The organism is Legionella stuttgartensis (genome assembly GCF_977063405.2).
On sequence record NZ_CDRUHA020000104.1, the window covers coordinates 202,251 to 215,579 of the forward strand.

Sequence of the window (13,329 nt, forward strand, 5' to 3'; positions counted from 1 at the left end):
ATCCCTGCTCTCAATTGAGGGCTGAGTCGCTCAATTATTCTGTGATCGAGAACAAGTATTATTCCAAGCCTATTTAATAAATCATTAATTTTTTTGTATTAAAATTATACTAATAAAGAAATAATGTCTGAGATAAAAATGGGCGCGGCACTTTATCGACTTACAATGGGAAACCAAAGGGCTGGCAGAGAAATTATATATGCTGTTGAAAAAATTCTAGAATTAGAGGAAGAATATGTTAGCCTCCTCTGCTATGAAGCTTTTGATCAATTAAGAACCGCTCAAATGGTCGCCGAGCATAATTACTATGAGTCTATTTTAGATACGCTAACAGACGATAATTTAATTGAGATCATTCTTAAATTTGAAAAAGGATTCCTCAAAATTCAGTCAGAGCTTAAGCAGATTCATGAGCACCAAAAAAACCTGATGGGCGACCATTCAAAGGTTCAGCTTTTAGAAAAACAGCACAAAGACCATGAAAAAAAGATTACTGATAAAGAAACAGAAATAAACCGTCTGTCTCGGGAGACACCAGGGTTTTGGGTCCGTATTTTTGCAGATGAACAACCCGGTATTTTTAAACGTTTTTTCTTATTATTTGTAAATAAAAAATTAATCGATGAGGCAAAAAGTACATGGACTGATTATCACCATCGTAATACTTTAATAGCTGAAGTTAAGGGCCTTAAAGCAATCCAGCAAGAACTTAAAAAAGAATCTGATTTTTTAACAAGAAAACTTATGGAGCAAGATAGGACGCAGGAGTATGATACATTAAGTAATCACCAACAGATCCTACAAGAAAATTTCAACAAACTCAAAAAGCAAGCGGGTGTTTTAATACCCGCTAAAGATATTCACATCATTGAAACTAAAATCAAAAAAAATGAAGTTCAAGAGCGACGGCGTGATGAAGATAACGAACTGCAGTTTAACTGGTAGCCTATTTTTGATACTGAATCTTAAAAGCAAACTTGAGTTTCAGCACTCCTCCTGGCTAAGCGTGCAACCAGAGTTTGACATCTCTCCGTGACAAAAGGATTTTTAACGCTCCTTATATTAATACTGCCAGTTAGAAGCTTTTTGTAAATAATGAATGTCTCCAGCAGCATCAAACATCCCAGCGTCCATAGACTCTTCTAAAGTGTAATCGTCATACATTGTAGGGTGCTTCTCCAACATGTCTCGCTCCGGTGTCGCACTTCCAGCGGGAGGCCCGCCAGCTAATGGCTTTGGTATTGCATTAAAAAAGGTGTATCTGCGATTGTAATTAATCTGATCGGTATATACCGAATTATGAGCGTCGGCTGAGTATCCGTATGTAAGCGACTCGTAATTTTTAATTGAACCATCAGGTCGAGTACTGATATCAATGATCCGTGGGTCCCAAGCATCAACCTCCCAGATAGAGTAATTTCTTTCTCCTCTTAACTGAATTAATATTTCTAAATAAACATGATCATATTTGAGCGAGTTAAGGATGCGAATTCTTGCAACCGCCCCTTGACGCATAATTTCTTTACCAATCTCTACCAGAAGATAATCTGCAAGCTCATGACAATTTCCTAAACCCACATGTCCAATAAGATCATGTCGATACATATAATCATCTTCTTTGGTAGCAACAAGAGGGGTGCGGACATTTTTAGTGAAGTAGTCATTTTCTTTAATCTCACAGTGATATTTTACATATCCACTTTTTTGATTTCCGATCGCTACTTTTCCTCTAGTGTTTAAAATAGCTTCTGTACATATATTTACAAACTGTTCTCGTGACAAAAAAGGCATAACAATTCCCACAACTTTAAAATGCTTCAAATAGAGAAGTGATTATACCTTCATAGTGTGCGTAAATTAAGCATTAAAAGTAGATGTGTTGACTTCTCATCTCAATCGAGGCCTGCGTGCCGCGCTTTATGCGCGGTATCCAGAGGATGTTTGTTGAGGCACAAAAAGTTCTGATTAGGATAGATTGTTCTGATATCGCGCATAAAGCGGGGTACGTAGGGGTTTAAATTTCGTCCGGAACGCTTAGGAACAAGCCGCGGGACATAGGAATATAGAAGGACTGTTTTTTCATCGATGTGTAAAAGATTAAGGTCTTATTGAAAAAGAGAAATTATGAGCCTAAGCCTCAATGCCTGTTCCTATATTTGGCTCTCCGTGTAATCAGAGTAATTTAAGTGATATTATCGCATTGAGTCCAATACTCTAATCAAAAACAAGGAAGCAAGATGAGGTCATTTTATGCCTATATTATGGCAAGCAAGCGAAATGGTACATTATACGCTGGTTCAACATCAGATTTAATTAAGAGAGTCTGGGAGCATAAAAATAACTTAACTCCTGGATTTACTGCTAGGTACAATGTTCATATGCTGGTTTATTATGAGACTCATGAAACCTATGTGGAAGCTGCTCGACGAGAAAAACGTTTCAAAAATTGGCGCAGACAGTGGAAATTGAATTTGATTGAGAACCTAAATCCAGAATGGCGTGATCTATTTGAAGATATTTACCTTTGATTAAAAGCATCTGGATGCCGCGAACGCGTCGCGGCATGTAGGCAGTGGGGATGAGTTGCTACCTTTAAACATTAAGCTTCCAGCATCCAGTTTAAGGTCTCTTCTAAAGTAAAACGCGAAAAGGGACCGATAATTTGCTCAAGTTTTTGTTTACATCCAACTAAGTGCTTTACTTCCTGGCTGCGAACAAACGCGGAATTAACACGAATTTCCGGAGTATGACCTGTTAATTTGCTCAGCATAGAAAGTAACTGCTGCAAAGAGTATCCTTGGCCCGTACAAATATTCACAACTTCATTTGCAACCCCACCTACTTCAATTAGGCGTCGATAGGCGTGTGCAACATCACGGACGTCAGAAAAATCGCGTACAATATCTAAATTACCTAACTCCAAAGAATCAGCACGCTGGGAAAAATGAGTTACTATTTTTGGCACCAAAAATAAAGATGATTGTTCCACTCCCGTATAATTAAATGGACGTACAATGGTAATAGGAAGCTCGCTCATCCAGAGTCTTGCCATGTGCTCCATAGATAATTTACTCACTGAATAATCATTGACCGGTGCGGCGGGTGCTGTTTCATCAATGAATTCGCGATCTGTATTACCATAAATATTTCCACTACTGGCTAAAAAAATGTGTTCCGGACGTTTGGATAATCGAGCTAAGGCCTCTAATAAATTTCGGGTACCGATGATATTCGTCCGATACATTGTTTCCGCATTATTCTGGCCTATAAAAGAAATCGCTGCCAAATGAACAACCACGGTAGGTTCTATTTCTTTAATGATCTTGCTCAGCTCATCTTTATTTAAAAGATCACATGGAAAATAACGCACATCCGGAATAGGGTGAAGCGGTAGACGCTGGCAAAGACCGATTACGTTCATTCCAGAACGAACCAGCTCCTGCGACAGATAATAACCGGTAAACCCTGAGGCGCCGGTAATAATAACCTTCTTCATTATAAGGCTACCCCACGCTTATTTCGCTCAAGATCCGCTTCGAACATCATTTGACATAAATGTTCTAAAGTTATTTTAGGCTCCCACCCCAAGCATTTTTTGGCTTTGGAGGCATCACCAATTAGCAAATCGACTTCTGCTGGACGATAGAATTGAGGATTAACTTTCACTATAGTTTTCCCAGTTCGTTGATCAACAGCTATTTCATGAGCACCACTTCCTTCCCAAGCAAGATCAAAATCTGCTGCTTGTGCCGCTAAGTTTACAAAATATCGAACACTTTCAGTTCGTTGAGTTGCCAATACATAGGTATCAGGTTCCTCTGCTTGCAGCATACGCCACATCCCTTCTACATACTCTCTAGCAAACCCCCAATCTCGTTTTGCATCCAAGTTTCCTATTTCTAAGACATCGAGCATTCCCAGTCTGATTTTTGCAATACCGTTGGTTATTTTTCTAGTAATAAATTCACTGCCTCGCAGAGGCGATTCGTGATTAAACAAGATGCCGCTACATGCAAACAGATTGTAACTTTCACGATAATTAACAGTCATCCAATGAGCATATAATTTGGCAACCCCATAAGGACTACGAGGATAGAATGGTGTTAATTCAGTTTGCGGCACAGTTTGCGCTTTCCCAAACATCTCCGAAGTACTTGCTTGGTAAAAACGAATCATCGGATTCACCATACGAATTGCTTCTAAAATATTTAAAGCCCCAAGCGCAGTAATTGAAGAGGTCATAATGGGTTGGTCAAAAGAAGAAGTGACGAAACTCTGTGCCGCTAAGTTATACACTTCGGTCGCTTGGCTTTTCCTAAGTAAACCAACAATGGAACTTAAATCAGTTAAATCAAATTCAACCAAATGTAAATTAGGATGCTTATCGATACCTAATTCTTGAATTCGCCAAAAATTAGTTGCACTAGCCCGGCGATAAGCACCATAGACCACGTATTTTTTTTCTAATAATAACTCAGCCAAATAAGCACCATCTTGGCCGGTTATCCCTGTGATCAATGCGATTTTAGGAGATTTAGTTAGTTGCATTGCCCCTCCTCTTCTAATGCGTTTTCATTCATCACTAAACATTGATTCCAATCAAATTCACAATGATCTGAGCTTAATTGGGTATACCACCGCTCATTAAACAATACCTCCAAGAGTTGCTGCGTACTTTGTTCCCAGGTAAGCCAAGGCATGTCTTCCGATAAAATATGCGTCTTTTCTTTAAAATCATCCAACCAAGAAAGAATAGCCTCTGCCAAAGCAGAAGGATCATTAGAGTTAAAATAGGTAGCATAATTGCCAGCGACCTCACGAAAAACCTCTAGATCACGTGCTATAATTGGAAGTTTATATTTCGCTGCCTCAATTAAAGGTAAACCAAATCCCTCCCCTTCGCTCGCAGCCAACATACAAGATGAAGAGGCGTATATCTTTTCTAAATACTCATCACTCACCTGTTCTAGCCAGAATAAATTTTTAAATAATTCCGGGTGTTTTCGCAATTTTTGGACTAGTTTTTCTACATTCCACCCTTGCTTTCCTATAATCACTAAATTAACTCGATGTCCTTGCGACCATAATAATTCAAATGCATTGAGCACTTGTGTGTGCCCTTTTCGTGGCTCAACCGTTCCAACCATAATAAAAGTAGGATCGTGTTTCAATTGTTGAAGAATTTGCTCCTCATTACTATTTATCCCATGGGTTGGCAACGAGTTTTCAATATCGGCGCCAAGGTGAAAATAGCCTATCTTGAAGGGGCGAGAATTTTCAAATTTAAAACTCTTTAAGTAGTCACACACCGTGTCAGCCACTGCTTTAGAGATGCATAATGCACCATCAAACATTGCAACCGTATTCATCCAGTTGTGGTGCATTTTTTCCGTTTTGGGATTGAACATTTCAGGCATTAATATGGGTAGTAAATCATAAATAACAAAATTAATAGAAACGCCCTTACGATGAAGATTCAGCAAATAGTCCTTATGTTTAGGAACAATATTGGGACTTAAATCCAAACCTAAAAAAATATCTCCTGCGTTGGTATCAATGGGAGTGTCGTCAAAACCATCAGCAGAACACGATAATAAATTAAGCGTGAAATTGCGAGCATAGCGATATGTGTGACTCTCAGAAGCATAAACAGGCTCTACTCTATAACCGGATGGAGGGGACTCCAATAAACTTTTTACAATACTTCGTGTCACTCTTTGAATCCCTGATTTCACATCTTTAACAATGAGCAATGACACATCAATCAAAAATTGTCGGGTAGGAATTGATTTAGGAATGGACTGAGCTACATCTCTGGCTAATTGCATTAAATCGCGCGTATCTGGAGAATAAGATGTAAGTTGCGCTATTGACCTACCTAAAGAAAACATATCAGCTGAAGCGAGGTCATACATTTTTTCGATAGAATGATAATAGTTCCGTGCACAATCATAAGGTGCATGCTGAACTCTTATATGTTTTTGTGCTAAATCGCCTAGTGCTAATCGACGATTTTTATCGTTCCAAAGAAGTTCTAGGGATTCCTTCAATTGGTGATCAGTAAAATCTTCTGGTACCTTCCACACACAGTTATCAGGTAATTCGCAGAGACTTCCATGCGCATTGATAATAGTAGGAACACCGTAATTCATACAATCTAACACTGTTCCAGATGTTTCTCCCCGCGAGTTGCTCCGAAGTTGAACCGCTAGATCAGCAGCTGCTAGATACAACTGGTACGTTGGCTCATCGCACCATCCAGTAATAGTTACATTGGTTCCCACACCAGCATTAATGGTGGCTAATAATTGTTTCCCATAAGAACTTTTAGAATTGTTTATTCCTACAAAGATAAGTTTGCATTGTTTACTGTGCGCGAGTTTGGAATCCAACCAAGCCTCTAATAACCTATGGTTTACTTTATTAGGGCCTAAAATGCCAAAACTACAGACTATAAATGCATCAGGGTTAAGACCTAATTGTTCGCGCGCTGCCATTTTATCAATGAGTTCGACAGGTTTTCTTAAATGAGGAATAACCGCCCAATCCCTTGCGGTATTGGTACCATAAAAATGGTTCGCTAAATAACGAGAATATTCTGAATGAACAATAATGCCTGTTGCCTGTTGTAGGATTCGAAGATTACAAGGATATTTAGAGATCGCAGCATCATGATCATTTACTCTATCCAGACACCCTTTATAGCCGTGGGAATAATATAATTCTAAATTTAAAAAATTCTTAGCTTTACCATGATAAGCAATATAATCAACGACACCTGAAAGGAAAAAATCATGCAACACAATAATACCCGGTATTTCTTGAATCAACTCAAACATATGTCGATGAAACATCGAGTTACCAAAATGATAAATAACCCGATCGTAATAACCAAGGCCATGCTCCTGGAACCAACTTGCTGATCGAATACGATGATTGGCGGAAATCCAAGGATCACTCACTTCATTTTGAGCGACAACAACCTCAATGTCATAAAATCGACTCAAGAAGGGTAAAAGCTCCGCACTGTAATAGCTTATTCCACTACGTTCTGGAGGAAGGGGGGAAACATAGGCTAACTTCGGTCGTTGGTGTGAATTCAATGAGAGACTTTGTTGTTTTTTTTGTTCAACATCTAAGGATTCCAGTGCTTTAATTGCTCTGCGGGCACTAATATCCCAGGAAAATAATTTAGCTTGCTCAAGTGCTGCATGTCGCAACTCACATCGGAAGTCATCATTATCCAAGACCTTTAATAGCATGTTGGCAATTGATTCATCGTCGCGAGGATCAAAAAGATTATCTTCTCTTCCAATCACTTCCGGGATACTGCTTGTATTAGAGCCAATTACCGCTTGACCGCAAGACATTGCCTCAAGAACAGGTAAGCCAAATCCCTCATGCAATGAAGGAAAAACAAAAATTTTGCATAAATTATACAAGCTCAGCAGATCATCGTTGGGTATAAATCCGGGGAGTATTAATTCGTCAGTAGCTAAACCATGCGAGGCCGACAATGAAAGAAGATTTTTCTTTTCTGTACGTGTTATAGAGCACACAATCATTAATTGATGCTGATCACGAACATCGAATGGTAATTTCGCATAAGCGCGAATTAATCCGTCAATGTTTTTGCGAAAATCAATTCCGCCTGTATATAAAACAAATGGACGGGTTAATCCATATCGTTTTTTCAAACTCTCTGCATTATTTACTTTTATGGGTTTAAAATAATTATCCACAGCTGAAGAAATATTAACAACTTTGTCTTCTGAAAAATTTAAATATTTTAACGCCTCCTGTCTGGAGTGCTCGGAGTTAGATAACAGTAAATCCGCTTGCCCCAAAGAGTCGAGTTTTTTAAAGTACCATTTTTTTGTTTTTGAATCGTGTAGGTAATGCTCAGCATAAACAAGAGGAATTAAGTCGTGCATCACAACAGCTACAGGTATTATTTTGCTGAGTCGGCCGATACTCGTGACAACCCCGCCTCCATTTGTTCCTTCAAAAAAACTACCTATCAGGACTACATCAGGTTTTAGTTGAGCAATGAATGCCTCTTGTATCAGTTCGGCTGTTTCATCATTTTCAGTTGTACTGTACCACACACGAATATGCTCCTGCGGCAATATTCCATCAAATACAGCGCGTATCGGTTCAATACTACCTGGAAATTGTCCATTGAGCGCAATAAAAATTTCGTGTTCTCCGCGATTTTTGACAATCGCTAAGGCGAGGGAAAGTACATAACGGCCAATGCCACGAAAACGAGTATTGGGTGCTTGTGCTCCTTGCAGATCCAAGACAATACGCATAAAACAACTCCTTCAATACAATCCAAATGGATTTTTAATTTAAAATAAAATTAGAAACTCGAGTACAGATTGGTCCACTTAATTTAATATACCGTCATATCTTCATATAAATTTTCGTTGAACCAGACCTGAATCCCATCCAAGGTTGTCATGCCCGTTAGATTAGAAAGTTTTGGATTGAAATCAAATTTACAGGGTTTTTCATGAAGTAAAGTCCATTTATTTTGGATGAACAGTTCCAATACTTCACCTTCGATTTTTCGACTATGGGTTGCTATAAGCATAAAACGAACTTTTTTATTAATTGATCCAATTGAATGTCTTAGTGATTTAAATTCACTACCTTGAATATCCATATGGACATAATCAACATAGTTAAAATCATCTAAAATGTCTTCGATCGTATAGGATGGGATCTGACTCTTGGAGAGCTCTTGTCCACGATAATCCATTGCAGATGAATCATTCGAGACGGCCCCGCCCCAATCAGCAATTCCACTCGCGCCATAAAATAAAGGCTCTTTGCTCTCACTAATTCCACCATAAATGCAACGCGTATTGATCTGGTTTTCGGTTTTAATATTATCAGGTTCCGAAATAGGCAGACCATTTTTAATAAAATGGGCTCTCATCAAGGCAAGCCGTTCTATATCGGCCTCAACTCCGACAAGAGTAATGTCATTTATTCCATTTTGTTGCGCAATTTTTGCAGCAAACACCAGCCACGGCCCATAACCTGCACCCAATTCAATGCCTACGAATCGATTTTTAGCAGCCTCTATGGCCTTAACGGCGCCAATGTATTCAAGGGCCTCAGCATGAAGGGTGTCGCAAGGGAAAGGGAGCCTACCAATAGATTGCTCATGGTGGGTATTATTAAGTGAAAAAAAAGATAAATCGGTTTTAATGCCAAAATAGTCGGTATAAAACCCTTTTTCCAATTCTGAGTGGGCCTGATATTTTTCGAGTCGTTTTAAATCGTCAAAGGTATATCCTAAATAAATCTGATTTTCTGTCAAATCCGTTTTCCAACTACTGGCATTTTCTAACATTATTGCAATCCTTTGTTAACATCCAATTTAAATAGTTTACGAAGTTTTTCTGCAGGTGCTTTTATTAAGCATCTAATCAATACATTTTTTGAGTTGATAAAAAACATGACGTTCATGTTCCGATAAATGATGTAATTCGGGCTCAACTTCATTCGTACCTGTAGCTAATAAATGTTGCTTGATTTTATTATTTTGCTTTTCATAAACCTTTCTAAAATACGCTCCAATCATCGGCCAATTTTGTCTTTTATAACAACGAAAAGCCTTGTTAAGTCCCTTGATGCGAATTTTTTTACTCTGTCCTTCGGGTGATTTTAATAAATCTTTTATTATTAACGTCTTATTCCGACCTGCAGATAGATGGCTCAGATAATACTGCATACCCTCGGGATCGGGTTCTCTATTCAATGCGGCAAGGTAGGCATGGTAAATAAAATCCTCTCCTTGTCGATGTAAAAGTAAGTTGATATCGCTTGAGTTCTTTATTGAAGCTTGAACGAGCTGATTTTGCTGTTGCATTTGAGTAAGTGCATGCTCTTTTCTACGCGATTCTTTTTCCTCAATAAGTTCTGCATTTAAGGAGTCCAGTTTTTGGTTGGCGCTATTTAATTCATTCTGTAAATTTTGAATATGTGCTTGTTCTTTTCTACGAAATTCTTTTTCCGCAATAAGCCCATCGCTAAGAACAACTAATTTTTGGTTGGCCTTATTTAATTCAAGCTGTAAATTTTGAGTATGTATATGCTCTTCCCTACGATGTTCTTTAATGGTAATCAGCTCTTCGCTTAAAGAACCTAATTGTTGATTAAGCTTATTTAATTCATTTTGTAAATTTTGAACAAATCCTTGCTGATGAACGCGGTATTCTTTTTGTAAGTTCAATTCTTGGACTAATGCATTCTTTTCTTGTTGTACACGATAGGCATCGTTTTGCTGTTGTGCCTGATATTCTTTTGCTAAATTAAGTTCGCTTGCTGTTTGCTCCAGTAACATATTAATTTTTACTTTATAATTGGCGACTAATTCTTGGCAAAGCCATGAATTCTCGGTAATCTGCCATTTATCAAATATATTAGGCGGACTAGTGAACGCATCGAGAAGTTCCGGGTGCTCTTTCGCAACATAAAAACGGTTAAGCCCATCAGCATACACAAAGAGATAGTCGGCGGAGATAAGTAATGATTCCCATTGAGCATGATTTGTTTCAGGTGAATTAGGGACTGTGGCTTCAATTAATATTATCCAAGGACGTAACCGTGTGGGATCCCAGCCGTTAAGCACTTCTTTTTCAAACCCTTCAACATCAATTTTCATCCAATGAATGTCATTCTCAGCTAAAGTATTCATTGCTGATTGCAATGTGAGCGTTGGCACTTGTACTTTATGGCAAGGTAAGCCTAATTCATTGGAATGAGTTTCTGCAATGTGGTCAATGGCTGTACTTAAGCCGGTTCCAGGAATAATATTAAAATCAAGTAATCCATTATGGTCTGATAGGGCGATCTGTAATACTGTTTCATCAGGTCGTGCGTGTCGCAAAAGCTCAACAAATTCAGGAACGGGTTCAATATGAATACCCCGCCAACCTTTATCATAAAATGCTTTACTAACCGAATCGATTACCGGATGTTGAGCACCAATATCAATATAAAATCCCTTCTGCACATGTTTTAGTGCCCGCCATAACATAATGTCTTCAAAATTTTGTGCAAAAGACACGAAGCTCATAAGAATCCCTTTAATTTAATGCCAAGCCGTTAAATTGACTTCTTCCGACAGATACTATTAAACCTTTTCAAAAGAGTTCAAAAGTATAAGTCTTGTCCTGTTTTTGTGAATCCATTATACTTTTTCAATTAAAAATAACAATCGTTTTAGCTCGAAGTTAAAGACTCTATCCCCTCTATTTATCGTTAGGAACGTGCCATTAAATAGGATTTTTTATGTCATTGCCAAAAGACTCATTACTCAAAATACAAGCTCGGGTAATAGGCGCACTGCTTATGCGCGAAATCTTGATTCGCTATGGCCGACACAATATTGGATTTTTATGGATCATCGTAGAGCCCATGCTATTTACCTTGGGAGTCACTACATTATGGACATTAACCAAGCTCACCCACGGCTCCAGTTTACCCATCACCGCCTTCGCACTCACAGGGTATTCATCGGTTCTTGTGTGGCGAAATACAGTAAGTCGATGTACTATGGCGGTACGTTCAAATCGCAGTCTGTTGCATCACCGATATATTAAAGTACTGCACTTGTTTTTAGCCCGCATAATCCTTGAGATTAGCAGCGTAACGATGTCCTTTTTGATTTTATCCATAGCATTTATCAGCATGGGTTTAATGGATTTCCCAGATAATATTTTAACAATTTTATTCGGCTGGTTCTTGCTTATGTGGTTTGCTATCGCCCTGGCATTGATGATTGGTGCGATTAGCGAACACTTTGAAACAGTTGAGCGATTATGGCATACCGTAGCATACTTACTTTTTCCAATGTCAGGTGCTGCGTTCATGGTCGACTGGCTGCCTCAAAAAGCACAGGAAGTTGTTTTATGGTTACCAATGATTCATGGGGTTGAATTAGTGCGGGAGGGATTTTTTGGATCCGCGTTACATACTCATTACTCAATTCAATATATGTCCTCTTTTTGCCTGGTCTTAAGCCTTTTTAGTCTTGCTATGGTAAAAGAAGCGAGTAGACGCGTAGGCTCAGAATGATTCATATTCATAATATCAGCAAGATTTACCCTATTCGCCAAGGCGTACGTACTGTTCTTGATAAGATCAATTTAACCATTGACCCCGGTCAAAAAATAGGGATTTTAGGACGCAACGGCTCTGGGAAGTCAACCTTAATCCGTCTCATTAGTGGCGCCGAACAGCCTAGTGCCGGAAAAATACATCGGGGCATGAGCGTTTCATGGCCCCTCGCTTTTGGTGATGCATTTCAAGACAATCAAACAGGACTCGATTGTCTTCGATTTATATGCAGAATTTATGGCATTAAAAAAGAAGCCATGCACGATAAGATCGAGTTTGTAAATGATTTTGCCGAGCTTGGCCTCTATTTTCATGAACCCATTAAATCCTATTCATCTGGAATGCGTGCGCGTTTAAGTTTCGCAATTTCAATGGCTGTCGAGTTTGATTGTTTCTTAATTGATGAAGTGATTGCGGTGGGTGATGATCGATTTCATAAAAAGTGTTATGAAGAATTATTTGAAAAAAGAAAAGACCGGGCACTTGTTATAGTGTCTCATGATCCAACTTATATAAAAACACATTGTGAATCAGCAGCGGTCCTCAGCAAAGGCCGACTCTATTCTTTCGATAAAATAAATGAAGCCTACGATTTTTATCAATCAACACGAATCAATGCGCCAACCAGAGAACATGTCATTGCTGGCTATCGCTTTATTCTCGGACGCGAGCCCGAAAGTGAATATGCAATTGAATATCAACAGTCAGCTTGTGAAACCGTCGAAAAGTTAAGAAAATGCTTGTTTACGTCTGAAGAATTTAAAAATCAATTATTACAAAATAAGTTCAGCGTATTTTCTGACACGCTTTGTTCCAACGCCCCCCAAGAAGAAGATATTACTCTTGCATTTAACCTAATCCTTGCTCGAGATCCTGAACCAGATGAGCTGAAGAACATTAAAAAATCATATAAATCATTTGAACGATTAAGAACTCGCCTCCTTGAATCTAAAGAATTTCAGTTAAAGTTCAAACGACTGCTTTTTTAAGGACAATGAGCGAATTAAAGCATCTTTAGCTGCATTTTCTTGAAGATGATTTTCGAATATTGAAGTCATCTTAATACCATCCTATAGCGATTTATTTAAGGTTTTTACTTTTATACGATGAAGTAAATTATATTCAGCAATTATCATTATTGTTATGATATAGCTGAAGGGTTCCAGGAGGAGCACAGTACTAATGCTTTTT

The 13,329-nt window shown here is 38.5% G+C and carries 10 protein-coding genes; 4 read left to right on the plus strand and 6 right to left on the minus strand.

Annotation, left to right across the window (positions count from 1 at the left end):
- Positions 1-123 precede the first annotated feature (123 nt).
- On the plus strand, positions 124-945 hold the full coding sequence (locus ACWTEW_RS33175) for a hypothetical protein (protein ID WP_454782241.1): 822 nt from the start codon (positions 124-126) through the stop codon (positions 943-945).
- A 117-nt stretch (positions 946-1,062) separates the two neighbouring features.
- On the opposite strand, the gene ACWTEW_RS33180 is transcribed toward ACWTEW_RS33175, so the two are convergent.
- A complete protein-coding gene (locus ACWTEW_RS33180) occupies positions 1,063-1,791 on the minus strand; it encodes a hypothetical protein (RefSeq protein ID WP_454782242.1) in 729 nt (242 codons plus the stop codon).
- A 446-nt stretch (positions 1,792-2,237) separates the two neighbouring features.
- On the opposite strand from ACWTEW_RS33180, the gene ACWTEW_RS33185 reads away from it, so the two are divergent.
- Complete coding sequence (locus ACWTEW_RS33185) at positions 2,238-2,528, plus strand: GIY-YIG nuclease family protein (protein ID WP_454782243.1); 291 nt, start codon at positions 2,238-2,240, stop codon at positions 2,526-2,528.
- A gap of 71 nt (positions 2,529-2,599) precedes the next feature.
- On the opposite strand, the gene ACWTEW_RS33190 is transcribed toward ACWTEW_RS33185, so the two are convergent.
- From ACWTEW_RS33190 to ACWTEW_RS33210, 5 genes are all read right to left on the minus strand, one after another.
- Positions 2,600-3,496 carry a GDP-mannose 4,6-dehydratase gene (locus tag ACWTEW_RS33190; protein WP_454782244.1) on the minus strand — a complete coding sequence of 299 codons (897 nt, stop codon included), beginning with the start codon at positions 3,494-3,496 and terminating at the stop codon, positions 2,600-2,602.
- A complete protein-coding gene (gene gmd, locus ACWTEW_RS33195; RefSeq protein WP_454782245.1) occupies positions 3,496-4,548 on the minus strand; it encodes a GDP-mannose 4,6-dehydratase in 1,053 nt (350 codons plus the stop codon). Before gmd ends, ACWTEW_RS33190 begins: the two co-directional genes overlap by 1 nt.
- On the minus strand, positions 4,539-8,315 hold the full coding sequence (locus tag ACWTEW_RS33200; protein ID WP_454782246.1) for a glycosyltransferase: 3,777 nt from the start codon (positions 8,313-8,315) through the stop codon (positions 4,539-4,541). The genes gmd and ACWTEW_RS33200 overlap by 10 nt, the downstream gene beginning before the upstream one ends.
- An 83-nt stretch (positions 8,316-8,398) precedes the next feature.
- Positions 8,399-9,367, minus strand: coding sequence for an FkbM family methyltransferase (locus ACWTEW_RS33205; protein ID WP_454782247.1), 969 nt, complete (start codon positions 9,365-9,367; stop codon positions 8,399-8,401).
- 72 nt (positions 9,368-9,439) lie between these two features.
- On the minus strand, positions 9,440-11,095 hold the full coding sequence (locus ACWTEW_RS33210) for an FkbM family methyltransferase (RefSeq protein WP_454782248.1): 1,656 nt from the start codon (positions 11,093-11,095) through the stop codon (positions 9,440-9,442).
- A gap of 215 nt (positions 11,096-11,310) precedes the next feature.
- Between ACWTEW_RS33210 and ACWTEW_RS33215 the strand changes: the two genes are divergently transcribed.
- Together ACWTEW_RS33215 and ACWTEW_RS33220 are read left to right on the plus strand one after the other, a co-directional pair.
- On the plus strand, positions 11,311-12,096 hold the full coding sequence (locus ACWTEW_RS33215; protein ID WP_454782249.1) for an ABC transporter permease: 786 nt from the start codon (positions 11,311-11,313) through the stop codon (positions 12,094-12,096).
- Positions 12,093-13,127, plus strand: a complete 1,035-nt coding sequence (locus ACWTEW_RS33220; RefSeq protein ID WP_454782250.1) for an ABC transporter ATP-binding protein — start codon at positions 12,093-12,095, stop codon at positions 13,125-13,127. Before ACWTEW_RS33215 ends, ACWTEW_RS33220 begins: the two co-directional genes overlap by 4 nt.
- The last annotated feature ends 202 nt before the right edge of the window (positions 13,128-13,329 follow it).